This is a genomic window from Nonomuraea sp. NPDC005650 (genome assembly GCF_040605375.1).
Classification (GTDB): Bacteria; Actinomycetota; Actinomycetes; order Streptosporangiales; family Streptosporangiaceae; genus Nonomuraea.
The window spans coordinates 64,454-88,714 of sequence record NZ_JBEXCR010000010.1 but is presented as its reverse complement, the minus strand read 5'-3'; the positions used below and the strand labels follow the sequence as shown (position 1 = coordinate 88,714).

The 24,261-nt window shown below is 70.3% G+C and carries 23 protein-coding genes; 11 read left to right on the top strand and 12 right to left on the bottom strand.

Annotated features, from left to right (window positions below; all coding sequences use genetic code 11):
* Positions 1-63: 63 nt before the first annotated feature.
* Genes ABZS69_RS18900 through ABZS69_RS18890 form a run of 3 tightly spaced genes read right to left on the bottom strand, consistent with a single transcriptional unit; the run spans position 64 to position 2,738 of the window.
* The gene (locus ABZS69_RS18900) at positions 64-474 is read right to left on the bottom strand and encodes a hypothetical protein (RefSeq protein WP_355373635.1); all 411 of its coding nucleotides are present in this window, start codon (positions 472-474) and stop codon (positions 64-66) included.
* A gap of 3 nt (positions 475-477) precedes the next feature.
* Positions 478-1,425, bottom strand: coding sequence for a ribonucleotide-diphosphate reductase subunit beta (locus ABZS69_RS18895; RefSeq protein WP_355373632.1), 948 nt, complete (start codon positions 1,423-1,425; stop codon positions 478-480).
* Positions 1,422-2,738, bottom strand: coding sequence for an MFS transporter (locus ABZS69_RS18890; protein WP_355373629.1), 1,317 nt, complete (start codon positions 2,736-2,738; stop codon positions 1,422-1,424). Before ABZS69_RS18890 ends, ABZS69_RS18895 begins: the two co-directional genes overlap by 4 nt.
* Positions 2,739-2,900: 162 nt before the next feature.
* Between ABZS69_RS18890 and ABZS69_RS18885 the strand changes: the two genes are divergently transcribed.
* Complete coding sequence (locus ABZS69_RS18885) at positions 2,901-3,413, top strand: VOC family protein (protein ID WP_355373626.1); 513 nt, start codon at positions 2,901-2,903, stop codon at positions 3,411-3,413.
* A 455-nt stretch (positions 3,414-3,868) separates the two neighbouring features.
* Here the strand turns inward: ABZS69_RS18885 and ABZS69_RS18880 are convergent, their stop codons facing one another.
* Together ABZS69_RS18880 and ABZS69_RS18875 are read right to left on the bottom strand one after the other, a co-directional pair.
* Positions 3,869-6,151, bottom strand: coding sequence for an acetate--CoA ligase family protein (locus ABZS69_RS18880; RefSeq protein ID WP_355373624.1), 2,283 nt, complete (start codon positions 6,149-6,151; stop codon positions 3,869-3,871).
* A gap of 4 nt (positions 6,152-6,155) precedes the next feature.
* Positions 6,156-7,310, bottom strand: coding sequence for an acyl-CoA dehydrogenase family protein (locus ABZS69_RS18875; RefSeq protein ID WP_355373621.1), 1,155 nt, complete (start codon positions 7,308-7,310; stop codon positions 6,156-6,158).
* Between the two features lie 114 nt (positions 7,311-7,424).
* Between ABZS69_RS18875 and ABZS69_RS18870 the strand changes: the two genes are divergently transcribed.
* The gene (locus tag ABZS69_RS18870; protein ID WP_355373619.1) at positions 7,425-8,036 is read left to right on the top strand and encodes a TetR/AcrR family transcriptional regulator; all 612 of its coding nucleotides are present in this window, start codon (positions 7,425-7,427) and stop codon (positions 8,034-8,036) included.
* 550 nt (positions 8,037-8,586) lie between these two features.
* Here the strand turns inward: ABZS69_RS18870 and ABZS69_RS18865 are convergent.
* Both ABZS69_RS18865 and ABZS69_RS18860 read right to left on the bottom strand, forming a co-directional pair.
* Positions 8,587-9,414, bottom strand: coding sequence for a MaoC/PaaZ C-terminal domain-containing protein (locus ABZS69_RS18865; protein WP_355373617.1), 828 nt, complete (start codon positions 9,412-9,414; stop codon positions 8,587-8,589).
* Position 9,415: 1 nt separating this feature from the next.
* Positions 9,416-10,318, bottom strand: coding sequence for an SDR family oxidoreductase (locus tag ABZS69_RS18860; protein WP_355373614.1), 903 nt, complete (start codon positions 10,316-10,318; stop codon positions 9,416-9,418).
* 63 nt (positions 10,319-10,381) lie between these two features.
* Here ABZS69_RS18860 and ABZS69_RS18855 point away from each other — a divergent pair, with 63 nt between their 5' ends.
* Genes ABZS69_RS18855 through ABZS69_RS18840 form a run of 4 tightly spaced genes read left to right on the top strand, consistent with a single transcriptional unit; the run spans position 10,382 to position 13,393 of the window.
* Entirely contained in the window at positions 10,382-11,143 is a 762-nt protein-coding gene (locus ABZS69_RS18855) for an MFS transporter (RefSeq protein ID WP_355373611.1), read from the top strand.
* Entirely contained in the window at positions 11,134-11,793 is a 660-nt protein-coding gene (locus ABZS69_RS18850) for an MFS transporter (protein ID WP_355373608.1), read from the top strand. The genes ABZS69_RS18855 and ABZS69_RS18850 overlap by 10 nt, the downstream gene beginning before the upstream one ends.
* 14 nt (positions 11,794-11,807) lie before the next feature.
* Entirely contained in the window at positions 11,808-12,233 is a 426-nt protein-coding gene (locus ABZS69_RS18845; RefSeq protein WP_355373605.1) for a thioesterase family protein, read from the top strand.
* Positions 12,230-13,393 carry an MFS transporter gene (locus ABZS69_RS18840; RefSeq protein ID WP_355373602.1) on the top strand — a complete coding sequence of 388 codons (1,164 nt, stop codon included), beginning with the start codon at positions 12,230-12,232 and terminating at the stop codon, positions 13,391-13,393. The genes ABZS69_RS18845 and ABZS69_RS18840 overlap by 4 nt, the downstream gene beginning before the upstream one ends.
* Here the strand turns inward: ABZS69_RS18840 and ABZS69_RS18835 are convergent.
* The 4 genes from ABZS69_RS18835 to ABZS69_RS18820 all read right to left on the bottom strand — a co-directional run bounded on the left by ABZS69_RS18835 (position 13,356) and on the right by ABZS69_RS18820 (position 16,889).
* Positions 13,356-14,885: a glycoside hydrolase family 13 protein gene (locus tag ABZS69_RS18835; protein ID WP_355373600.1), complete on the bottom strand. Its 1,530-nt coding sequence runs from the start codon at positions 14,883-14,885 to the stop codon at positions 13,356-13,358. The genes ABZS69_RS18840 and ABZS69_RS18835 overlap by 38 nt on opposite strands.
* Positions 14,886-14,902: 17 nt before the next feature.
* The gene (locus ABZS69_RS18830) at positions 14,903-15,283 is read right to left on the bottom strand and encodes a globin (protein WP_355373597.1); all 381 of its coding nucleotides are present in this window, start codon (positions 15,281-15,283) and stop codon (positions 14,903-14,905) included.
* A gap of 4 nt (positions 15,284-15,287) precedes the next feature.
* Entirely contained in the window at positions 15,288-16,157 is an 870-nt protein-coding gene (locus ABZS69_RS18825) for a mechanosensitive ion channel family protein (protein WP_355373594.1), read from the bottom strand.
* A 543-nt stretch (positions 16,158-16,700) separates the two neighbouring features.
* Positions 16,701-16,889, bottom strand: a complete 189-nt coding sequence (locus ABZS69_RS18820; RefSeq protein ID WP_355373592.1) for a hypothetical protein — start codon at positions 16,887-16,889, stop codon at positions 16,701-16,703.
* 374 nt (positions 16,890-17,263) lie between these two features.
* Here ABZS69_RS18820 and ABZS69_RS18815 point away from each other — a divergent pair, with 374 nt between their 5' ends.
* The 5 genes from ABZS69_RS18815 (at position 17,264) to ABZS69_RS18795 (ending at position 23,256) form a co-directional block, all read left to right on the top strand.
* Positions 17,264-18,814, top strand: a complete 1,551-nt coding sequence (locus tag ABZS69_RS18815; RefSeq protein WP_355373589.1) for an XRE family transcriptional regulator — start codon at positions 17,264-17,266, stop codon at positions 18,812-18,814.
* Positions 18,811-19,299, top strand: coding sequence for a GNAT family N-acetyltransferase (locus tag ABZS69_RS18810; RefSeq protein WP_355373587.1), 489 nt, complete (start codon positions 18,811-18,813; stop codon positions 19,297-19,299). Before ABZS69_RS18815 ends, ABZS69_RS18810 begins: the two co-directional genes overlap by 4 nt.
* Before the next feature lie 278 nt (positions 19,300-19,577).
* On the top strand, positions 19,578-20,840 hold the full coding sequence (locus tag ABZS69_RS18805; protein ID WP_355373584.1) for a DMT family transporter: 1,263 nt from the start codon (positions 19,578-19,580) through the stop codon (positions 20,838-20,840).
* Positions 20,841-21,098: 258 nt separating this feature from the next.
* Positions 21,099-22,748: a tetratricopeptide repeat protein gene (locus ABZS69_RS18800; protein WP_355373581.1), complete on the top strand. Its 1,650-nt coding sequence runs from the start codon at positions 21,099-21,101 to the stop codon at positions 22,746-22,748.
* 55 nt (positions 22,749-22,803) lie between these two features.
* Positions 22,804-23,256 (top strand): hypothetical protein, encoded by a 453-nt coding sequence (locus tag ABZS69_RS18795; RefSeq protein WP_355373578.1) that lies wholly within the window; start codon positions 22,804-22,806, stop codon positions 23,254-23,256.
* A 66-nt stretch (positions 23,257-23,322) separates the two neighbouring features.
* Here the strand turns inward: ABZS69_RS18795 and ABZS69_RS18790 are convergent, their stop codons facing one another.
* Positions 23,323-24,249, bottom strand: coding sequence for a zinc-binding dehydrogenase (locus tag ABZS69_RS18790; protein WP_355373575.1), 927 nt, complete (start codon positions 24,247-24,249; stop codon positions 23,323-23,325).
* Positions 24,250-24,261: the final 12 nt, after the last annotated feature.

Here is a 24,261-nt window from a genome sequence, read left to right as displayed (position 1 = left end):
CGGAGCGCGGCGCGACGGGGCGGCCGCCGGGCCGGCTCGGCGGTGATCAGCCGTAGCGGGCGTTCAGGGCTCGACGGCGACGTGGGACAGGGCGGCGAGCGATTCCACGAAGAAGTAGATGACCCGGAAGAACGCCAGCACGTCCCCGCGTTCCAGCCGTAACCCCCGATACATCACGACCCGTCCGGGATCGGCACCCTCCCGCAGCTCGCGCCACGTCGACTCCCCGGCCGCCAGCACATAGTCGGCGGCTCCTGGATCGGAAGTGATCGCCGCCTCGACGCACTTGCCGTCTTTCCAGGTCAGGACCAGGTACGTGCCCGTCTCGCGCACGCCCAGCGCCCACGTGGCGGTGTAGCCCGCGCGGGCGCGTTCGATCCAGTCCCAGTACGCCGGCAGCTTGCCCTTCTGGGGAGGTCCCGTGTTCACGGCGACGCGGACGGCTTCGGCCCATTCCGGGGTGAAGAAGCGCATGCGTCAGCCTCCGGCGAGCTCTGGTTCGATGCGGGCGACCATGTCCTGGATGTCCGGAGGGATCGCGATACCCACGTCCACCAGCTTCATATGGAGCTGGCGGATCATGAGGCGCCTGACCTCCTCCGGCGACCAGCCCAGCGACTCGAGGGCGAGCCTGCGACTGGTGGCGCCGTTGATGGCGAGGATCGTACGGAGCGTCTCGTGGATCTGGAGCAGCAGCCGCGGATCCTCCTGCACCGAGTCGCGCAGGAACCGCATCCCGAACTGCACGTGCCTAGCCTCGTCCCGGCACGTGGCCGTGAAGCCGGTGTAGTAACCGGGCAGGAACCCCCGCTCCCGGCAGTACGTGAGCGTGATCTTCATGACCGACAGGGCGAGCACGCCCTCGATCCACAGGAAGTACGTCGTGCCGTAGCGCACCCGGGCGGCCGGGTCCTCGGGGTCCTTCCGCAGCTCGTCGGCCTGGTAGGCGAGCAGCCCGAACGGTCCCACGAACGTCTCCGACACGTGCTCGAACGACGCGTCCAGCACCTCCTGCACCGAGTCGCCCGGCATGCCGACCACTTCGCGGTAGAAACGGTCGAAGAACACCGTGTGGCGGGCCTCGTCCTCGATCTGGCTGGACATGTAGATCTTGGACTCCTCGGAGCCGCCCAGCATGAACACCGGCAGCTCCACCTCCACCTGCCGCTCCCCATGATGGAACCCGGCGGAGATCCCGACGAACGCGTCCCGCTCCTCCTGCGACATGCGCTCGCGCCAGTCGACGACGTCCTGGGAGAAGTCCAGCTCGTAGACGTCCCACCGCTGGCGCAGGTAGCGCTTGTACAGCTCGGTGTAGTCGGGCAGCCGCTTGAGATCGCGGTGCACGTACGCGAGCACGTCGTCGATGTCGAGGTGACGGATCCCGCGCAGGTCGGAACCGGCGACGTCGGACAGTTCGGTCATCCTTCGGCCTCCCCGAGGGCGACGGTGACAGGCGTGCGGGCAGGTCGGCGCCACGGCCCATTGAACATCACGATCGCGGGGATGAACAGAACAAGACAGCCCAGCGCCACGAACAGCCACGTCTGCCAGTCCGTCGCCGCGACGACCCGCGGGATGACCAGCAGCCCGATCACCGCGATCCCCTTGGTCAGGAACCCGAACAGCCCCCACGCGGTGCCCTGCAGCCGCGGGTCGGCGTCCTCGGCGTCCTCGGAGTAGTTGGCCATCCAGGGCGCGTACGCCACTCCGAGCGAGCCGCCGAGCAGCGCGCCGACCACCATGAGCGTGCCGGTGGAGACGCCTTCCTGGCCCAGGGAGACGGCCAGGTAGGCGGTGACGAGGACGGCGGCGATGGTTCCGCCGAGGGAGAACGGCTTGCGCAGCTGGGTCCGGTCGGACAGGCGCCCTGTTACGATCAGCGTGAGCAGATTGAGACTCCAGAACGCCGCCATGATCGTCGAAGCCTGAGCACTGCTGATACCGAGCGAGTCGACCAGCATCGTCTGCCCGAAGAGCGACAGCGTGATGTAGAGCACCAGCCACAGCGAGATGCCGATGACGTGCGCCCAGATGTTCCGCCTGGTGAAGAGCGAGCGCACGCGCGCCGGTCGCTTGAGATCCACCACCTGAGCCGCCGCCTGCTCGGTGTGCTGGATCCGGGCCCGCAGCTCGGGAGACAGGTCAGCGATGTTGAATGCGATGACCGCCGAAATGACGAGCGAGAAGCACCCCATGATGACGAACTGCGAGCGCCACGAATCGCCGAAGATCGGCAGGGTCCAGGCTGCGATGGCCGCGGCCAGGAAGTTCGCGCCGACGGGTCCCCACGTCCAGAAGCCGAACGCCTGAGCCCGCCCCAGGCGTGGTGAGAAGTCCCGGATCAGTGGTGCGGTGCTGGCCATGGCCACGCCGTCCACGAATGCCAGCACGATCCTGGCGATCAGCAGGTCGCGCGGGCTGTGCACGAGCGTCATGGCGAAACAGCACACGGCCGTCAGGCCCATGAGCGGGATGAGCAGCCGCACCCGGCCGAGCCGGTCGGTGAGTCTGCCGCCCAGGATGGAGGCGATCGCCCCGGCCACCGCCGCGGCGCCCGACACGGCGCCGTACGTGGCCAGCGACATGTGGAGGTCTTTGAGGAGGAGAGGTACGACGGGCGCGATCTGCCCTTCGTAGGAGCCGATGAGGATCGCCAGCACGGCCATGGTGAGGATCTTCATGCGGCGGGCGCCGGTCGGGTACTCGTCGAGCTCGCGGACGTAGGACAGCCTCATGGCTTGCCTTTCTGTGGGCTGGGCCCCCGTCATGCGTTCTAGAAGCTAGCTCTAGAATTCATTTCTGTGATGCTGCTCCTCACTGTGCCCGTCGTCAAGGGTGAGATGTTCGTCTGTGGCTAGAATCAAATTCTAGGATCGCCTTGAGTAAGGAGTCGTGTGTTGGATCTTGAACTCGACGGCCTCGAAGTCTCCTTCGACCACACGGCCGTGGCCGCTCCCCGGATCAGGGACCTGTTGCCGATCTACCGCGACCTGCTCGGCGGCCGGCACCTGGGCGGCGGTGGCGACAACCGGGCCGCCGGCTACCGCACGTTACAGCTCACCTATGCGAACGGCGGCAAGGTCGAGCTCATGGAGCCGCTGCTCGGATCGACGTTCTTCGACAGCTTCTTCGAGCTCACCAGGGGGCGGGGCGGCGTCCACCACCTGAACTTCCACGTCGACGACCTGGCGGCCGCGGTGTCCCTGCTGACCGCCCGCGGCTACCGCCTGCACGGCCTCAACCAGGCAGATCCCCGCTGGCGCGAGGTCTTCCTACACCCGAAGGAGGCACATGGCGTCCTGATCCAACTGGCCCAGCCGGGTCCGCGCGAGCCGGGGGATGTCCGGCCGACCTTGGAGGAGGTGCTGGCCGGCCGGGGACGAAACGGCAACGGTGTGCCCAGCCCCTGAAGGGTCGCAGTTTCGTGGCTGGGAGGGCGGGACCGAGCGACGGGAGCGGTCTCGCTTCGGCGTACTCCGCTCCCGATCTTGGGCGGGCGGGATTGGGCGGCGTCGTACGCCGTGCCCGTGCCCGTCGCGCTGCGGGGCAGTGGGGTGTCGTTTGGCGGGTGTGTGGTCACGGGGGGTCGGGCGTGCGGCGACGGGCAGGCGGGCGTGCGGTGATGGGGCGGCCGAGCGTACGGGGACGGGGCGGTGGGTGCGCGGTGGCGAGGCGGGGGTGCGAGAGCGGGGCGGCACTGGGGGCGTATGGCGGCAGGGCCTTGGGCGGATGGTGCGGGGACGCGGAGCGGGTGGGGTGGGGGCGGATGGTGCGGGGGCGCGGAGCGGATGGGGTGGGGGCGGATGGTGCGGGGGGCGCGGGAGCGGGTGGGGCCGAGTGGCAGGACCCCGCACCAGCCGGGTGGTCACGGGTTTCGTGGATGCCAGGTCACCAGGGCGTCCAGGGCCTCGACGTGGGAGCCTTGGGCCAGGAGGGGGTTGATCTCCAGGGACTCCAGGTCGTCGCCCAGTGTTTCGGCGAAGGTGGCGATTCGGGCGATGACCTCAGCCACCGCGTCCAGGTCCACGGGCTCGCCGCCTCTGGCTCCGTTGAGCAACGCGGCGCCTCGCAACTCGGAGAACGCCGTACGCACCTCCGTGGCGTCGACCGGCAGCACTCTCAACGCCGTGTCACGCAGCACTTCCACCCATACCCCGCCCAGCCCGACGGCCAGTGTGAGGCCCCAGGCTGGGTCGCGCACTATGCCCACGAGCAGTTCGACCCCGCCGCTTCGCTGGGGCTGGACAAGGATCCCGGCAATGGACGTCGCCGTGTCACTCGGGCTGTCCGAGGGTGGTAGTTCGGCGGGAGGGGGTGTTGTGTGGGCTGGATCGGTGGGGAGGGACGCGGCCAGAGCGGTCAGATCCTGGTAGGCGGCCCGTACCTCCTCGGGACCGGACAGGCCGAGGCGGACGCCGCCGATGTCGCTCTTGTGACCGAGTCCTTCGGCGGCGAGCTTGAGCACCACGGGATACCCGAACCGGTCGGCCGCCGTCACCGCCTCCGACTCCTCGCGCACCATCGCGGAGGGCACCACGGGGAGTCCGGCCGAGGCGAGCAGCGCGGAGGCGCGGTGCTCGGCCCACACGCCGTGCCGGGTCGTTTCGGGGCGTGCGTCGCTTGCGAGAGGCGCGGCCCGCACGCCGCGTCGGGTGGGTTCGGGGGGTTCGGCGTTTGTGAGCGGCTGGGTTTGTGTGGGGTGTGGGGGTTTGTTGGTTGGGGTTGCCGCAGGGGCTTCGAGGTGGGTGGTGAGGGTGCGGGTGCGGGACTCGGACCAGCGGATTGCTGCGGCGATGGCGTGCAGGCCGTGTTCGATTCCGCCCACCACGTACGGGAAGCCCGTCTCCTCCTGCACCTGTCGCCCGAACTCCGTCACATCCGTGAGCACGTTGCTCACCACCACGACGGGTACGGGGGAGGCGGCGATTCGCTGGGCGCTGGCCGCGTACAGGGCGAAGACGGGGGAGGGGTCGGGCGGTGCGACGCGTGGCGGCTCCGACAGGAGCATGACCAGGTCGATTCCCGGGTCGGCGGTCACCACCTCCAGGGCGCGGCCGAGCAGGGTGCGGTCGATGAGGACGTACCCGGTGACGTCGAGCGGGTTCTGTACGGTGCCGAAGGACGGCACGATCTCCGCCAGCCGCTCCACCGTCTCGGGTGCGAACGGCGGCAGTTCGAGGCCCTCGTCCTCGGCCCGGTCGGCGATGATCTCCGAGGCGCCGCCGGAAGGGGTGACGACCCCGATGCGGCGTCCGGGCAGCGGTCCGTAGGAGGCGAGCAATCCGGCCGTGATGATGAGATCCTCCAGCGAACGCACCCGGATCACGCCGAGCTGGCGGAGCGCGGCGTCGATGACGTCGTCGTCGCCCACCAGTGCCCCCGTGTGCGCCTGCGCGGTGTGAGAGGCGAGCCTGCTGCGGCCGATCTTGAGTGCCACGATCGGCTTGCCCGCCTCCAGGGCCCGCCGGGCCACGCGGGAGAACTCGGCGGGGTTCCTGATGGTCTCGAGGAAGAGGGAGATGACCTTGGTGGCCGGATCGTCCACCAGATAGTCGATCACGTCGGTGACGGTGACGACCGCCTCGTTGCCCATCGAGGTGAGCAGGCTGATGCCGACGTTGCGGGCCTGCGCGAAGGAGAGCACCGAGCTGGCCAGCGCGCCGCTCTGCAGCACCACCCCGACGGCCCCGCGCAGCAGTGGCGAGGGGATGGGTAGCCCGTACGGGGTCACGCTGGAGGCGGCGTTGATGTAGCCGTTGCCGTTCGGCCCGAGGATCGTAAGCCCATTTTCCATAGCAAAAGCCGAAATTTCGGACTCCAGCCGGACCCCCTCCTCCCCAGCCTCCCCGAACCCGGCCGTGAGCACCACGTAACACCGGATCCCCAGCTTCGCCCCTTCCCGCAGCACGCCCAGCACGGCGGCCGTCGGGACCATGACATACGCCAGATCGACCGGCGTGGGGATCCCCGTCAGGCTCCGGAACGCGGGGGCGCCGTGGACGACGCCGCCGCGCGGGTTCACCAGGTGGACCGGGCCGGAGAAGCCGTGCGTACGCAGGTTGACCAGGGTGCTGATCGACCACCCCGACTTGTCCGTGGCCCCGACCAGCGCGATCGAGCGCGGGTTGAACAACGACTGGACCGACATTCGATCACTCCCCGATGAGCCCCAGCTTGGCGTGGCCCTTGATGAGGTTGCGGGCGATGGTACGGCGCTGGATCTCGTCGGTGCCCTCGAAGATGCGCAGCAGCCGCAGCTCCCGGTACCACCGCTCGATCGGCAGTTCCTTGGTGTACCCCATGCCCCCGTGGATCTGCAGGACCCGGTCCACCACCTGGTTCGCCATGACGGCGCCGTTGAGCTTGGCGATCGAGGAGGCGTGCCGGGCGTCCATGCCCTCCTGCACCCGCCAGGCCGCGTACAACGTCAGCCACTTCGCCGCCTCGATCTCCACCTGGGAGTCGGCGATCATCCACTGGATGGCCTGGTACTCCGAGATCGTCTGCCCCATGGACTTGCGGATCTTGGCGTAGTCGATGGCCATCTGGAGCATGCGCTCGGCCGATCCGATGGCCCGGGCGGGGATCATGTAGCGGCCCTGGCCGATCCACTGCATGGCCAGTTCGAAGCCCTTGCCGAGCTCGCCCAGGATGTTGTCCTCCGGCACCCGTACGTCCTCGAACACCAGCGACGCCGGACCCCACTCGCCCATCGTCGGGATCGGCTCGGACTTCCAGCCCATGTCCCGGTCCACCAGGAAGCAGGTCACCCCGTGCTCCTCGGCCACCGCGAACACCATGACGAAGTCCGCCTCGTTCCCGCCCGTGATGAACGTCTTCTCACCGTTGATCACCCACTCGGCGCCGTCGCGGGTGGCCTTGGTACGGATGCTGCGGGCGTCGGACCCGGCGCCGGGCTCGGTGATCGCGAAGCAGGAGCGGCGCTCGCCCTCGATGGTCGGGATCAGGTAGCGGCTTTTCTGCTCGTCCGTGCCCGCGTACAGGATGTTGTCGGCGCTGCCGCCGAACATGAACGGTACGAACGTCCTGCCCAGCTCCATGGCGACGATCACGGACATGACCGGGCCGAGCGCCGCGCCCCCGTACTCCTCGGGCGTGTTGATGCCCCAGAAGCCCGACTTCCTGGCCTTGGCCCGCAGGTCGCGCAGGGTCTCGGGCGCGAGCGCCGGGCGGCCCTGGCACTCATTTCGCAGCACCTCGGGCTCCAGCGGCATGATCTCCTTCTCGACGAAGGACCGTACGGTGTCGCGGATCTGGCGTTCCTCGGGGGTGAGCGAGAAGTCCATCGGATGCCTCCTCGGACCAAATTTCTAGAATCCTTCTCTAGGAAAGGATTCTAGCCGCTGTGGTGAGGTGTCAAGAATCGGATTCTAGAATCTTCCAGGGCTATACTCTCCTGCGTGGCACGTAAGTCCTCGTGGGAGTGGAGCCGTACGGCTCAGACCCGCAAAAGCATGCTGCAGGCGGCTCGCGAGGTCTTCGGCGAGCACGGCTTCGCCGAAGCCAGCGTCTCCGAGGTGGTCGCCCGCGCCGGATCCAGCGTCGGCAGCCTCTACCACCACTTCGGCGGTAAGACCGAGCTGTTCCTGGCCCTGTACGAGGATCACCAGGCGGCGCACGAGGAGGCGTCGGCCGCCAGCGTGGCCAAGGCCAAGAAGGCCGGTGTGGACGATCCCGTCGAGCTGCTGATCGCGGGGGCCCGTGCGTACCTCGCCGGGGCCTGGGACCGGCGCGATCTGGTGCGGCTCTTCATCGACGGGGACGGGCCGCCGGGGTTCGAGCTGATCCGCCGCACGCGGGGGCGGGAGTGGGTACGCCAGAACGCCGTGCTGCTGGGGGCCGGGAGCGATCCGCTCGACCGGTTCACCGTGGCGGTGCTGACCAGCATCATCGGGGAGGCCGCGCGGGAGGTCGCCACCTCGGACACGGAGGAGGAGGCGCAGGAGGTCATCGAGGCTGCCATGACCCTGATCCGCCGCCTCGACCCCCTCAAGGTCCTCGAAGAAGGCTGACCGGGCTTGGCCGTGACCGGGTCTGGCCGGGGTGGTGGGCGTGCCGGGCAACTGGGGTGGCTGTGTGGGGGCAGGCGCGTTGCTACAGCGGGCGGGCACGGGTGGGGACCTAATGGGTGGCGGATAGGCAGGGCAATCGTAGGCGTTGGTGCGGGTGCGGGTGCGGGTGCGGGTGCGGCGGGTGGCGGGTGGCGGGTGCGCTTGGCAAAGGTGGGCCAGGTTGTGGAGCCGATCGGCGGTGAGCGGTCGGAGTTATGGTCACGCTGAGTAACCGGGCGGTGTGTGAGGTAGCCGGTTGGGTGGGGTAGGGCGCGTCCGGATTGCGGTCGTCAGGGCCGCCCTGCGACCGAATGGCGGTCGTCGGCGTCGCTCCGCGAGCCCTGCGGGCGGGATGGCGGAGTCGCCCGGTGGCCGGTGGTTGGTGCTGGCCTCCGGCCGGATGGCGGTGGTTGGCGTTGCTTCGCGAGCCCGATGGCGGCGTTGCCCCGTGGTCGGAAAGTGCGAGCGGGACGAGAGCCGTTGGCGGTGTTTGCGACCGGTCGGTGGTCGGTCAGGGGTGGAGGATGGTGGCGTGGCCGTGGTCCAAGACCACCGTTCCGTCGTCCTTGGACGTCCTGAACAGCACCTCCACCCCCTCCTCCCAAACCGACACCGTAAGCGACTCCCCAGGAAACACCGGACTGGTGAACCGCCCCGACATCCCCCGCAACCGCCCAGGGTCCGACCCGGCCACCGTGTGCAGCAGTGCCCGTCCCGTCACCCCGTACGTGCACAGCCCGTGCAGGATCGGCCGGTCGAAGCCGGCCCGGGCGGCGAACTCCGGGTCGCTGTGCAGCGGGTTGTAGTCCCCCGACAGCCGGTAGATCAGCGCCTGCTCGGGCCGGGTCGCGTACGTCACCTTGTGGTCGGGCGCCCGGTCGGGGGCCGTCCACGGGTCCCGGGGGCCACGGTCGCCGCCGAAGCCGCCCTCGCCCCGGATGAACACCGCGCTCCGCGAGGTGATCAACGGCTCTCCGGTACGCAGGTCGACGGCGGTGGCCGAGAGAGTCGCCAGCGCCCCCGAGCCCTTGTCGTAGATCCCCGTCACCCGGGACGTGGTGCGCACGCCCCCAGCCGGGGGCAGCTCGCGGTGCAGTTCGAAGGACTGCTCGGCGTGGACCAGCAGGGCCGGGTCGAAGTCGCCCAGCCGCCGCCCCGACGGTGCCTGGGCCGCCAGCACCGCGAACGTCGGCAGCACCCGCTGCCCCTTGTCCGTCGTGAACTCCAGCTCGGACGTCCCCGCTCCGACGCCGAGCGCGTACAGCATGGTGTCCTTGGCGGTCCAGGTGCGCTCGTGCGCCGGGCCGTCGACCCCGATCAGGGTGTGGTCGAGCGCCATGTCAGTCCTCTCCGGGGACGGGGATGCGGCCGCTGGTCAGCGCGTTGGGGGCCGCCTTGCCGACCAGCGCGGGAATGACGGCGCCCAGCTCGGCCGGGTCCCATCGCGAGCCCTTGTCGACGCCGGGGCCGGCGTGCCAGCCCTCGGCCACGCTGATCGCGCCCCCGCGCACGTTGAAGACCCGCCCGGTGATCCCCCTGGCCTCCGCGCTGGCGAGCCAGACCACCAGGGGCGCGATGTCGTCGGGGTCGGCGCCGGTCGCGCCGGGCGGCAGCAGGCCCTCGGTCATCCGGGTGAGCGCGGCGGGGGCGATCGCGTTCACGGTCACGCCGTACCGCTCCAGCTCCTTCGCCGCGATCACGGTCAGCCCCGCGATCCCGGCCTTGGCGGCGCCGTAGTTGCCCTGCCCGGGGTTGCCGTAGATCCCGGAGGAGGACGTGGTGTTGATGATCCGGGCGTCCACCGGCTCGCCCGCCTTGGCCCTGGACCGCCAGTAGGCCGCCGCGTGGCGCAGCGGCGCGAACGTGCCGCGCAGGTGCACCCGGATCACCGCGTCCCACTCCTCGGCGGTCATGTTGACCAGCATCCGGTCCCGCAGGATGCCCGCGTTGTTGACCAGCACGTCCAGGCCGCCGAAGCGGTCGACGGCGGTCTGGATCAGCCGCTGCGCGCCGTCGAAGTCGGAGACGTCCTCACCGTCGACGACGGCCTCGCCGCCCATCGCCTCGATCTCGGCCACCACCTCGGACGCGGCGGCGGACGTGCCGGTGCCGTCGACGTCCGCGCCCAGGTCGTTGACCACCACCTTCGCCCCCTGCCTGGCGAACTCGAGCGCGTGCCCCCGCCCGATCCCCCTGCCCGCACCCGTGACGATCACCACACGGCCTTCGACTATCCCGCTCATACGACAGACACCTCGATCCTTGACGGGGCTGTGCGAATAGGATTCTAGTATTAAAATCTAGAAATGATAGGTGACGCCTGGCGCACACTGTCGGTCGTGAGCCTGGCCAGCGTGCTGACCGGGCTCAGCGGCAGCGCGATCAACGTCGCGCTCCCCGAAGTGGCCAGGCACACCGGGGCCGACGCCACGTCCGCGAGCTGGATCCTCCTCGGCTTCCAGTTGACCACGACCGTCCTCATGGTGGTATTCGGTCGGTTGGCCGACATGTTCGGCAGGCGCCGGATGTATCTCCTCGGGCTGGCCACGTACACGACCGCCGCCCTGCTGGCGGGGGCGGCGCCCGGCGCGTGGGCGATCGTGGCCCTGCGCGTGGTCCAGGCGGCCGGCGCCGCCATGCTGCTCACCAACAGCGCCGCCCTGGTCAGCGACGCCTTCCCGCGCGAGCGGCTGGGGGAGGGGATGGGCGTCTACGTGGCGTCGTTCTCGATCGCCGGGCTCATCGGGCCGACGCTGGGCGGGGTGCTGGTGGCGAGCCTCGGCTGGCGCTGGGTGTTCTGGTTCAACGTGCCGGTCGGCCTGGTCTGCCTCGTCTGGGGCGCGCTCGTGCTCAGGCCGAAGCCCGCCGACGCGGGGGAGCGCGGGCTCGACGGTCCGGGGAACGTGCTGGTCCTGGTCACGCTGGGCGGGCTGCTGCTGGCGCTGTCGGAGTTCACCAGGCTCGGCTGGGGGCACCCCGTGGTGCTGGCGGGGCTGGCCGGGTTCGCCGTCGGGCTGCCGCTGTTCCTGGCCGGGAGTCGCGGGCGGCGCATCCGGTGGTGGACCTGAGCCTGTTCCGGGATCGGGCGTTCGCCTTCGGGACGCTCGCGTCGTTCCTCAACGCCGTCGCGCGCATGGGCATCGTCTTCCTGGTCGCGCTCTACTTCCAGGCCGTGCGGGGCGAGGATCCCGTGCAGGCCGGGCTGAGGGTGCTGCCGCTGGCCGTCGCGGCGCTGGCCGCCTCGGTCGGCTCGGGCTTCCTGCAGCGCCTGCTGAGCGCGCGCACGCTGGCCATGGCGGGGGCCGCGACGACCACCTGCGGGCTGCTGGTCCTGTTCGCCACGATGTCACCGGCCACCCCGTACGCCGCCATGGCCGTCGCGCTCGTGCTCATCGGCCTCGGGTCCGGCGTATTCCTGCCCGCCAACAACACCGCCATCCTGCACGGCCTGCCCTCGGCCCGGCTCGGCATTGTCAACGCCATGCGCCTCATGCTGCAGAACACCGGCAACGTCGTGGGCACCGCCCTGGTCCTGTCGATCATCACCGCGCCGCTGCCCGCCGCCCTGCACGCCCGCGTCTTCGCCGGGACGCTCTCCCAGCTCACGGGCGGCGCGGTCGGGCAGCTCGTGACCGGCTACCGCTGGGCGCTGGCCTCCATGGCCGCCGTCTCCGTGCTCACCGTGCTGGCCTGCCTGGCCCGGCGCAGGGACACCTGACCCGGGCGGGTACGGTGGCGGACGTGGTTGAACGCTCCCAAGCCCAGCGGCACGTATACCCCAGAACGGTGAGATTTGCCGACATCGACTCCCAAGGGCACGTGAACAACGTGCGCTTCCTCGATTATCTCGAGGATGCCCGATTCGGCATGTTCCACATCGATCCATACAACGCGGGCGAGGAGCCGTTCAAGGGACTGGTGGTGACCCGCCACGAGATCGACTACCGCCGCCCCCTCGGCTTCCGCGCCGAGCCGGTGCTGGTCGAGACGTGGGTGACCGAGATCAGGTCGGTGCGGTTCACGCTCCGGTACGAGATCCGCGACGACAGCGAGGTGTACGTCACCGCCACCTCGGTCCTCGCGGCCTACGACGTCGAGCGGGCGGCCCCGCGCAGGCTCACCGAGAGCGAACTGACCTATCTCAAACGCTTCTCGTGAAGCGCTGGCTGATGCTGGCGCTGGGCGTGACCGCGCACACCAGCGTCACCTTAGGCCTGGGCGGCCTGCCCCTGATCCTGCCCGAAATACAGCGACATTTCGCAGTTTCGTTGCCGGTCGCGGGGATCATCGCGAACGCCCCCGGCATCGGCATCCTGTTCGCCCTGGTCGCCTGGGGCGCGCTGGCCGACCGGCACGGCGAACGGGTGGTCCTGGGCACGGGCGTGGGCCTGGCGGCGGTGCTGTTCGCCGCGGTCACCTTCGTCGACCGGGCCTGGGCGGTGATCGCGCTGCTGGCTCTGGCGGGAGCGGCGGGCTCGGCCGCGCTGGTCGGCGGCGGACGGATCGTGCTGCGCTGGTTCGAGCCGCCAGAACGCGGCGTCGCGATGGGCGTGCGCCAGGTCTCCTTCACCCTCGGCATGGCCATCAGCGCCTTCGTCCTCCCGCCGGTCGCGCGGGCGCACGGCCTGACCGGCGTGCTCACCGTCTGCGCCGCCGTCAGCCTGGTGGCCGCCGTGCTGGCCGCGATCTTCCTGGCCGAGCCGCCGCGTACGATCTCCGGGCCGGGCACCGCGCCGGCGGGCACGCCGTACCGGCAGCCCGCCCTGTGGCGGGTGCACGCCACCAGCGCCCTGCACGTGGTGCCCCAGATGGTGGTCGGCACGTACGGCGTGACCTGCCTGGTGCGCCTGTACGGCTGGGACAGCGTGGCGGCGGGCCAGCTGTTCGGGGTGGCGGCGATCGGCGGGGCGGTGGTGCGCATCGCGGCCGGCCGCTGGTCCGACAGGACCGGCCTGCGCATGCGGCCCCTGCTGCTGATCACCATCGCCACCCTCGGCGTGCTGGCGCTGCTGGTCGCCGGCACGCTCACCCGCGGCGCGTTCGGACCCGTCATGCTCGCCCTGGCCGCGGTGGTGACCGTGGCCGGCAACGGGCTCGCCTACCTCTCGGCCGGCGAACTGGCCGGACCCGCCTGGGCCGGCAGGGTGCTGGCCACCCACAACACCATCCAGAACACCGTCTCCCTCGCCATCACGCCGCTCGCCGGCGTGCTGATCGAGCACGCCGGGTTCTGGGCGGGGTTCGCGGGGGGCCTGGCGTGCGCGCTGCTCTCGCTGCCCGTCATCCCCGTCCGCGGGGAGCGTCCTGGGAGGCCATGAGCCACACGGCGGTGTCGGGCGGCAGCAGGCCCCGCCGGAGCGGGCCGCTCGACAGGAGCACGGTGTCGTGCTCGGGCAGGCTTACCGACCGGAGCCCGCAGTTGATGGCGCAGGTCAGCGGGCCGCGGGTGAAGAAAAGCACACCCTCGGGTGAGTCCAGCCACTCCAAGGTATAAGGAATGGATCTGCCCAGCTCACGGCGGTAGGCCAGGGCCTGGCGGTAGAACTCCAGCGTCGAGCCGGCGTCCCCTTCCTGCTTCTCCACGCTCAGCTCCGCGAACGTGGCCGGCTGCGGCAGCCACGGCTCCACCCCGCCGGGAGAGAACCCGTGGGAGGGCGGGTCCACCGTCCACGGGATCGGCACCCGGCACCCGTCGCGCCCGGGCTGCTCGCCCTTCGTCTGGAAGAAGACCGGGTCCTGCCTGGCCTCGTCGGGCAGATCGGTGACCTCGGGCAGCCCCAGCTCCTCGCCCTGGTAGAGGTAGGCGGACCCGGGCAGGGCCAGCATCGTCAGCAGCGCCGCCCTGGCCCGCGCGAGCCCCGTGCCGGGGTCGGCGGTGCCGTAGCGGGTGCGGTGGCGTACGACGTCGTGGTTGGACAGCACCCACGTGGCGAACGGCACGGTGGCCAGGGTGTCGTCGATGACCTTCCTGAACGCCGCCGCCGACCACGGCGCCTGCAGCCAGGCGAAGTTGAAGCTCTGGTGCAGCTCGTCGGGGCGCACGTAAAGGGCGAGGTCTTCGGAACTGTCCGTCCACACCTCGCCCACGGCCATCCGGTCGCCCGGATAGCCGTCCAGCAACCGGCGCCAGTCGCGGTAGACGTCGTGCACCTCGGGCCGCCCCCAGATCGGCGAGACCGAGGCGAACGACTGGTCGCCCACGTCGGGCAGCCCTTCGGCCTTGTAGAGGCCCATGGCCACGTCGATGCGGAACCCGTCGACACCCCGGTCCAGCCAGAACCGCAGGATGTCGAGGAACTCCGCGTGGATCTCCGGATTGCGCCAGTTGAGATCGGGTTGTCCGGGGGCGAACAGATGCAGGTAGTACTGCCCGTCCGCCACCTTCGTCCAGGCGGGCCCGCCGAACGTCGACTGCCAGTCGTTGGTGGTGTCGCGGAAGAGATAGCGGTCGCGCCGCTCGCCCCGCAGCGCCGCCTGGAACCAGGGATGCTCGGAGGAGCTGTGGTTGGGCACGACGTCGACCAGCACCCGCAGCCCGTGGTCGTGCGCCTGCGCGACCAGCGACTCGAAGTCGGCCAGCGTGCCGAACAACGGATCGACACCCCGGTAGTCGGCCACGTCATAGCCGCCGTCGGCCATGGGGGAGCGGTAGAACGGCGTCAGCCAGATGGCGTCGACCCCCAGCCGCCGTAGATACGGCAGGCGCTCGCGCACTCCGGCCAGATCGCCGACGCCGTCTCCTGAGGCGTCGGCGAAGCTGCGAACATAGATCTCGTAGACGACGGCATCACGCCACCAGGGGATATCCATGTGGCGTGTCATGCCCGCTATGTCGGCGAGTTCACCAGGCTGTGGGCCGCGTAGACCAGATAGTCCCAGAGCCTGGTCTCCAGCTCTTCCTGCAGGTCGAGCGAGTCGACCGCGTCACGCATGTGCCGCAGCCAGGCGTCCCGCTCGGGCTCGCCGATCACGAACGGCTGGTGCCGCATGCGCAGCCTGGGATGGCCGCGCTCCTGGCTGTAGGTGTTGGGGCCGCCCCAGTACTGGATCAGGAAGCCCCGCAGCCGCTCCTCGGCGCCCTCGAAATCGGACTCCGGGTAGAGCGGCCGCAGCAACGGGTCTTCCGCGACCCCCTCGTAGAAGCGGTGTACGAGGCGCCGGAAGGTCTCGTCGCCTCCGACGGCGTCGTAGAAGGAGGTCTCAGTCACGTTCTCAGCCTATGCCGAGGGCGACCATGGGGATGCCCGCGGAGTCGAGCGCGGACTTGACCCGGAACCTGAGCTCCCTGGACACCTCGGCCTGCGCCGAGGGGAGCGTCTTGGCGGTGATGCGGAAGACCAGCGTGCTGTCGGACATCTGCTCGACGCCGTACACCTGCGGCTGCTCCACGATCTTGGTCTCGCGGAACTCGCCGTCGGCCCAGATCTCCTCTGCCACGTGCTCCAGGAGCACCCGGACGGTCATGATGTCGGCGTCGTAGGCCACCGGGACGTCCATATAGGCCCGCGACCAGCCCTGCGACTCGTTGCCGACCCGGGTGATGGTGCCGTTGCGGACGTACCAGACGCGGCCGTCGGCGTCGCGCAGCCTGGTGACGCGCAGGGTCACGGCCTCGACCGTGCCGACCGCGGCGCCCGCGTCGATCACGTCGCCCACGCCGTACTGGTCTTCGAGCAGCATGAACATGCCCGCGATGAAGTCCTTGACCAGCTCCTGGGCGCCGAAGCCGATGGCCACGCCGAGGATGCCGACGCTGGTGAGCAGGGGCGCGATCGGGATCGTCAGCCGGTCGAGCACGGTCAGCACCGCGGTGCCGAGGATGACGATCGAGGCGACGTGCTTGAGCACCGAGCCCATGGTCTCGGCGCGCTGCTTGCGGCGCTCGTGCAGCAGCACGTCGATGCTGTCGGGAATGGCGGTCTTGCGGAACCTGCTGGTGATCGAACCGCCTGCGGCCGCGCGGTTGACCACTCTCGTGATGACCCGGTGCGCGACGTTGCGGAGCACGAACGCGAGCACGAGGATCAGGACGATTGTGATCAGACTGGCCGCCAAGGGCGCCCAAGTCGCATTCTGGAACATCCCGACAAGGGTAGAGCAAATACCCGCCGGATCGTTCTCGCAGCTCCCAGCCATTTGCTGGGCCATCTTCTCGAAGTCCAACTGAGAAGTGGGTGGTTCCGATGCTGTCACCAGCAGTAACACTGGGTAGATCCCCCTCCGGAAGCGGTACGGTCGGCTGCTTTGGACCGATTCGATCCAAAATACCGCCGACCGGACCGCCCGCCGTCACATCACGCCGGGGAAGACGGGGACGCCTGCTCTCTGGGCCGCGGAGGGCGAGAGCGGACGCTCCGATGACGGACGGCTCGGAACGGGCCACGCACCCGGAAGCGTGTCCCGTGCCGGTTCCGGGAGGGATCCCCCCGAACACCCGCCCGGGACACCCGGGCGGGCGGCTGTGAGCAGGCACGGCATGCGAGACCGTGCCTGGCCGGAACCGGCGGGGCGACCAGGGTTCCGGCATACGGGAACCCTCCGCACCGGCCGCCCCGCCGGCTCCGTTGACGCCGTCGTAGGTGCGGTGAGCCGTGGTGGCTGCGCTCCACCCGGGTCACCGTTTTGTCACTCCCCCACGGCGGCCAGCACGCGCGCGACCTTCGTGGCCGCTCCAGCCGGGTCATCGGCCTTGTGCATCCGCTCCCCCCAGGACCAGCAGTACCACCAGTCCTGTACGTCGGATGCGCTCGTCGACCGACAGGTGACGTTCTCCGACAGGCTCGTCGCGTTCGGGTTGATGACCCGTGCGAACATGCGCCCGCCCTGAGTCTGGACCACTCTCGCGAGCAAGCCATGAGCGTCGAGTTCTGATACGAGACGCCTCAGATGCTCGAAGTTGTCGTCCCCCACCTTTCGTCCCCTCCTCGTTGGGAATCTGGCTGGTGGGCCAAAGATGGCTCATGTCAACGGCGGACGCAACGCCGGCTTCCCGGTCACGGGGAGTTGCTTCTCCCTCATGGGATGTAAGAAACAGTCCCTCGGAGGACGATCCTTATCCGTACGCTGGATGCCGGGCGTTTCCAAGCTGGCGACATTGGTTCACACTCATGGGTAGGCGCACAGCTACGCGGACGCTACGCTGAGTCACCAGTTGTGGACCGGTCGAGACACGCGCGAGAGGGGCCGGGATGTCCGGCAGACAGCACAGGGAAACGGAGATCGCCAGGCGGATCAGAGCCAAGGGCCTGGCCGCCGGGCGCACTTCGGCCCAGATAGCTGATGAGATCCATGAGCAGTGCACTCCGCAGTTCGGCACCAGCCGCATCAAGTCACACCGTCTCTCCTACGGCATCGCGCTTGCCGACGTCATCGAGCAGATCAGAGCCCTGTTCGAACGTGACAAGAAGTCGATGCCCGGCATCGGCGAGACCCTGCTGTCGGCCTACGAGAGCGGGCTCAAGCGCCCGGGGCCCGAGTACATGCACTATCTGTGCACGGTCTATCGGGTGGAGCCGCAGGAGCTCGGTTTCGACGGGCCGTGCATCTGCGGCCAGGGGCACCGCCTGCCGGTGCTGCTGCTCGGAGAGGGCAAAGAGCGGCCGTTAGCGCTGGAGGAGCGTGAGCTGCTGAGCCAGCCGCCGCCTCCCCAGCCCGAGGCCGAGGAGGACGAGAACATCCTCCGGCGGACCATGCTCAACCTGCTCAACCCCGGTGCCAGCGTCGCCACCGAGCTCGACGGGCCGGTGCTCGGCGCGTGCGAGGGCATCAGGCGCCGGATGGACGAGACGCTCGTGTCGGCCACGGTGTCGGCCGCGATGCTCGACCAGTGGGAAGAGACCACGCAGAGCTTCGGCCGCCAGTACACGACGACGCCCCCGCTGCGGCTCCTGTGCGACGTGCTGCTCGAGATGAGCGCCGTACGCGCGGCGATGTCCCGCCGTCAGCCCATCGACCTGGCGGACCGCCTTCTCCGGATGGCGGCGCAGCTGGCGGGGCTGAGCGGCATGATCATGATCAATCTCGGTGACCACCGGCTGGCCCGCTCCTTCTTCAGGACCGGACGCACCGCGGCCGACGAGACGGGCGACCGCGCGCTGCGCGCGTGGATCAGCGCCCGCGAGTCGCTCGTCCCCCTCTACTTCGGAGACGCCAGGGAAGCGCTCAACCTGGCGAAGAAGAGCCGCGACCTGGCCGGGGCCATGAACTGCCCCGCACAGGCCATGGCGCCGGTCGTCGAGGCCAGGGCGCTGGCCCTGCTCGCGGGCGCCGAGAACAAGAAGGAGATCGTCGACCAGGCGAAGCGCGCGCTGGCCAGGGCCAGGAACGCCTTCTCCCACATGCGGCCGGAGCACCAGGAGGACATGGCCTTCGGCTACACGGAGAAGCAGCTCTACTTCTACCAGGGCGACGTGCTCACCAAGCTCGGCCAGACGCTGGAGGCCGAGGTGGTCCTCGACCAGGCGCTGGAGAAGTACGAGGACCACATCCTCGACCAGACGCTGATCAGGCTCGACCAGGCCCAGTGCCGGATGATCGACGGCGAGCTCGACTCCGCGCTGGACCTCGGCACCAAAGCGCTGCGGATGCTCGGCGACGAGTACATGACCGACTTCATCATGCGTCCCGCCCTGGCACTCGAACAGGCGATCGCGGGCCGGGACGCGAACCAGGAGAAGCTCGAGGAGTACAGGGCCGAACTGCGCCGGCCAAGGGTCCAAATGAAAGGGGGCGGTGCATGAACTTGGAGATCCGGCGCTATCGGTGGTCCGATCTCGACACCCTTCTCGCACTCCACCGGATCTCCCTCGCCGAGGTGGGGCTGGTGCCGGGCGACGGCGTCTACTACGACGACGACTTCCCGCGCATCCAGGAGATCTATCTGGGCTGCGGCGGTGACTTCCTGGTGGGCGAGGTCGGCTCCCGCGTCGTTGCCATGGGCGGGCTGAAGCCCGTCGACACGGCCACGGCGGAGATGTGCCGGCTGAGAGTGCACCCGGAGTTCCAACGGCGCGGCTTCGGTGCGGCCATGCTGCTGGCGATCGAACGACGCGCGGTCGAGCTCGGCTTCGAACGCGTCAGAGGCGACACCACGCTCAACCAGGAGGCCGCCCTGGCCCTCTACGAGCGAGAAGGATGGCGCGAGCTCTCCAGGCAGCAGGTCGGTGACCACACCGTCGTGTTCCTCGAGAAACGCCTGGCGCCTCCCGCGGTCGTCGAGCTCTAGCAACCTCCCGCGCATGGCCCCCTCACCCCTCCAGGGGCCGCTTTCCTCCCTCCCCGGTGATCCGTCCCGGGCTCCGGCGTGACTTCACCGCCGATATTCCTTCCGTCACCCGCAGTACGCGGCGACGACTGTCCATTTCCAGAAAACGGTCAGTTCTGGGCGCTGCGGTATTGATGTACAAACCCGCGGGTGAGGCTCTTAACACCGAGTTGTAGAGGAACCTCTCCGGCTGCTCCCTGTACATCAGCGGCTGCGAATAGTAGTGAGATGCTTTTGCTATGGCAGTCGTGCCCGCTCCCCGACCCCTCCTGGGAGCTGCCCTTCTGTTGTTCGTCAGCGCCGCTTGGGGGTCGGCGTTCCCGCTGATGAAGGACCTCATCCACCGGTTACCGGTGGAGGATCTGCTCGCCGAGCGCTACCTGATCGCCGCGCTCACGCTGCTCGCCATCAGGCCGCGCTGCCTTCGGGGGCTGCCGCGCAAGACGTGGATGAACGGGGTCGTCCTCGGGCTGATGTTCGGGCTCGGCCAGGCCGGCCAGGCCGTCGCGCTGCACGGCCTGCCGTCGTCACTGTCCGGGTTCGCCGTCGGCTGCAGCGTGGTGATCACGCCCATCCTGGCGCTCGTCCTGTTCAAGGTGAAGGTGCCGCGCAGGATCTGGGCGGGGGTCGTGCTCGCGCTGGCCGGGATGACCGTGTTCACGCTGCTGCGAGGGGTGGAGGACAACGAGGTCTCGGTGCTCGCGCTCGGGGTCACGCTCTCCGCCGCCGCCCTCTACTCCGGCCACACGCTCCTGCTGGCGCACTTGTCCAAGCGCGGGGAGACCTTCCACGCGTACGCGCTGACCGTGATCCAGTTGTTCACCATCGGCCTGCTCACCGGGGTCGTCGCCGTCCGCGACGGGGTCGTCGTGCCGTCGAAGGGGTCCGACTGGCTGATCCTGGGGCATCTGGCCGTGGTGTCGTGCGCGCTGGGGTTCCTGGCCCGCTCGTACGGCCAGGCGCACGTCTCGGCCGTGCCGAGCGCGATCCTCATGTCGTCGCAGCCGCTCTGGGTGGCCGCGATCGCGGTGATCTGGTTCCACGAGCAGATCGGCTGGAGCATGGTCGTCGGCGGCGGGCTGATGGCCGGCGCGATGCTGCTGGCCCTCCCCGCGAGGACCGCGGCGCTGGGAAAAGAGCGCGTCAGCGCCAACCGGGCCCTGCTCGCCGTCGCCGCACGGGCGGCCAGGACACTGGCCGATCTGCGGATCAAACGTGAGGATCCGCTGCCGCTGGGCGGCGACCACGCGCCGTACCTCGACAGGGGCGCCTGTGCGAACGTCGAGTCGTGCCCCTGGCACACGCGCTCGCTCAAGGGCGGCGGGGAGCCCAGCCTGGAGCGGCTGATCGAGCGGGCCACGGTCATCGTCAGGGCGCGGAACCTGCCGGGGCCGGGGTGCTGCCGTTCGGTCACGTTGCTGGGGCGGTGCCTGTGCGATCTCATGGGGGAGGCCGAGCAGGCCCGTACGAAAGCCCTCCCACGTTGGTTTCGGCCCCAATAGGTTACAGGTGTCAATCAAAAGGCAGGCGCTTTTTGTGATTTAACCTCCCACTTACTCACCATGAATCTTGATATTTAGCGAAGTGCCCTAATAATGGGGAAATAGCTCTAAAGGTGAGAGGTATGTCATGAAGCGCATCATCGTCCGCAAGCCTGGCACCGCGCGGCTTGCGGGGACCTCCAGCGTCATTCACAAGGGGTGAGCGAGGCAGGGTCCCATCACAAGGTTCACGGCGAACCACCTGCTCAATGGGGGGCCGTGCGGCTGCTGACACCGTTGATCGACGGGCATCGCCGGCCGCGCGGCCCCTACACTGTCGCCGCCGCCCTGCTGCGTCACCTGGTGCCGCAGGCTCTGGAACGGGACCGTGACCTGGTGGCGGCGCACGACATCGAGATCCGCGCCGCCGCGCCCGAACTGGCCCCTCTCGTACCGGTCCGGCGGGTCACGATCGAGGCCGGCCTGTCCGAGGACGAGCGCATCCTCGTGCCCGCGCCCCGCCGCACGCTGCGGCTGGCCAACGGGCTCGCGGAGTTCTTCATGGACGCCGTACGCCCCGGGCTGGCGATCGCGGTGTGCAACGGCGCCGAGGCCGACCCGACGGACATCGAGCTGCTCGACGTCATGATGCGCCGGATCCCGCCGGACCTCCTCACGATCATGCTGTATTCAGGCGGCCCCGACCCGCCGCCCGACACCCGTGGCGCCGGCGAGCTCTGGGCCCTGGTGGACCGGTGCATGCGTGACGGCTTCCTGCACGCCGCCGTCGAGCTGGGGGAGCGCGGCATGGCGTGCACCGAGCCGGGCGGCCAGCCCTGGTGGCGCTTCGCGCACCGCACGGCGACCGCGCTCGGCGGCCTCGGGCGCACCGACGACGCCCGGGTGGTCTGGGACCTGGTGCGCTCGGCCAGCCAGGATCCGGCGATGCACGCCGCCGGCGCGTACGGCACCGCCATGCTCGACGCCCGCCACCCCGACCCCGCGCAACGCGACCTGGGCAGGGCCCGGCGCTGGATCAACGAGGCCATCGCCATCTCCACCCTGCTGCCCGAGCCCTTGGACCGGGCGTTCAAGCTGGGCTTCGACCTCAACGGCCTGGCGCTGATCGAGCTGCGGCACGGCCGGCCGGACGCGGCGCTGTCGCTGGTCGAGTCGGCCATCGAGCTGGCGCGCGAGCTGCGGGAGCGGCATCCGCTGCACCGGATGGTGCTGCTGGCCAACCGGGCGCAGCTGCTGGCCGGGCTCGGCCACGTCAAGGAGGCGATGGAGGACTACGCGGCCGCGATCGCGCTGGACCCGGCCTTTCCCGACTACTACCTGGAGCGGGGGAACCTGCTGTTCAAGCTCGGGCGGTACGAGGAGGCGCTGGCCGACTTCGAGCGGGCCATGCGGGCCGGGCCGCCGCTGCCCGAGGCGTACTACAACCGGGCGGAGCTGCACATCGTGCGGGGTGAGATCGAGGAGGCGCTGGCCGATCTGGGGCGGGTGATCGAGCTGGACCCGGCCTGTCTGGACGCGTACATCAACCGGGCCGGGCTGCTGGCCGCCTCGGGACGGGACGGGGAGGCCCTGGCCGACGTCACGGCCGGGCTCGCCCTGGAGCCCGGCGACCCGCACCTGCTCACGGTGCTGGGGCAGATGGAGACGGCGGCGGGGCGGCTGGCGGCGGCCGGGGAGGCGCTGGACCGCGCGGTGGAGCGCGCGCCCGGGCTCGCGGCGGCCTGGGGGAACCGGGGGGTGCTGCGGTACGCGGCAGGGGACCTGGAGGGGGCGGTCGAGGACCTGAGCCGGGCCATCGAGCTGCAGCCCGAGCGCGACCTCTACGCCAACCGGGCCGTCGCCCTGCGCGCGCTCGGCCGCACCGCCGAGGCCGAGGCCGACGAGCGGGGGGCCGATCACCTCTCCTGACGGCTGCCGGTTCGCCTCTTCTGACGGTTGCCGGTCGCGGTGCGACTATTGGGTTATGCGGGGGCGAATGGGGCGGGCGGCTGCGGTGTGCGCCGCTCTCGGGGTGCTGTGGTGGGCGACCGTGCGGCTGGCCTGGGCGGGCATCGGCTGCGCGGACTGGGGGTGCCTGGCGCCCTCCGTCGGCGTCGTGGTGGTGATCACGCTCGCCTTGCTCGCCGGGTCCGCGCTCGTGCTGGAGCGGGTGGACGTGCGGCCGGGGCGGCGGGTGGCGCTGGTGGCGGCCGGGGTGCTGGTGGTGTTCAGGCTCGTCGGAGAGGCGCTGCCGTCGTGGACGTCCGCGCTCGCGTACGCCGTCACGGCCGGGGCGGTCTTCGCCGGGGCGGGGGCCGTGGCGGCGTTCGTGACGGAGCCGGGGGTGGCGCGGCGGTGGAAGGTGCTGACCGCGCTGGGGGTGGTCGCGCTGGTGCCCGCCGCGCTCGTCGTGTCGTGGGCCCGGTTCGGCGCCTGAGGCGTGTCGCGGGTGCCCTTCGGCGCCTGAGATGTGTCGTGGATGTGGCCCCGTGCTTGGGGCGGGTCAGATCGTGAGCAGGCTCTTGCCGGTCACCGCGCGGGCCTCGATGGCGGCGTGCGCCTCGGCGGCCGACTCCAGGGGATAGGTGGCGCCGACGGTCGGGCGCAGGCGTCCGGCGGCGGCCAGCGTCAGGGCCTCCCTGGCCAGCTCGCGCAGGTCCGCCTTGGGCCAGGCGACCGCCGTCACGCGCGGGTCCGGCGTGGTCATCGGACCGCCCGCCATGCCGTACACGCTCAACCTGCCGCCGTCCTTCAGCAGCCCCTGCGCCGCCGCGCCGACCTCGCCGCCCACCCCGTCGAAGACCAGGTCGAGGCCGCCCGTCGCCGCGCGTACCAGCCGGGTCCAGCCCGGGTCGGTGTAGTCGACCGTCAGCTCCGCGCCCAGGCCCGCCGCCAGGTCGCGCTTGGCGGCGCTGCTCGCCGCGCCCACCACGCGCGCCCCCGCCGCCGTGGCGAGCTGCACCAGCAGGCTCCCGACGCCGCCGCCGGCCGCCTCCACCAGCACCCACTCCCCGGGCTCGGGGGCGGCGGCCCGCGTGAGGCCCACGGCGGTGCGCCCGTCCGCGAGCAGCGCCACCGCGAACTCGGGTGACAGTCCGTCGGGGATCGGGATCAGGTCGCCGGCGCTCGCCACCGCGAGCTCCGCGTATCCGCCCTGGCCGCCGAGCGTGCTGACCACCTGGGTGCCGGTCAGCGCCGGGTCGACGCCCTCGCCGGTCGCGGCCACCGTGCCCGCGACGCCGTTGCCCAGGACCGCGGGCAGCTCGGCCTGCCGGGGCCCCCGGTTGGCGCGTACCTGCGTCTCCACGAACGTGATGCCCGCCACCGCCACGTCCACGAGCACCTGCCCGGGCCCGGCCACCGGGTCCGGCACCTCCTCCACGACCAGCGCCTCCGGCCCGCCGTACCGCCTCAAGACCACCGCACGCATGATCAGCCCTTC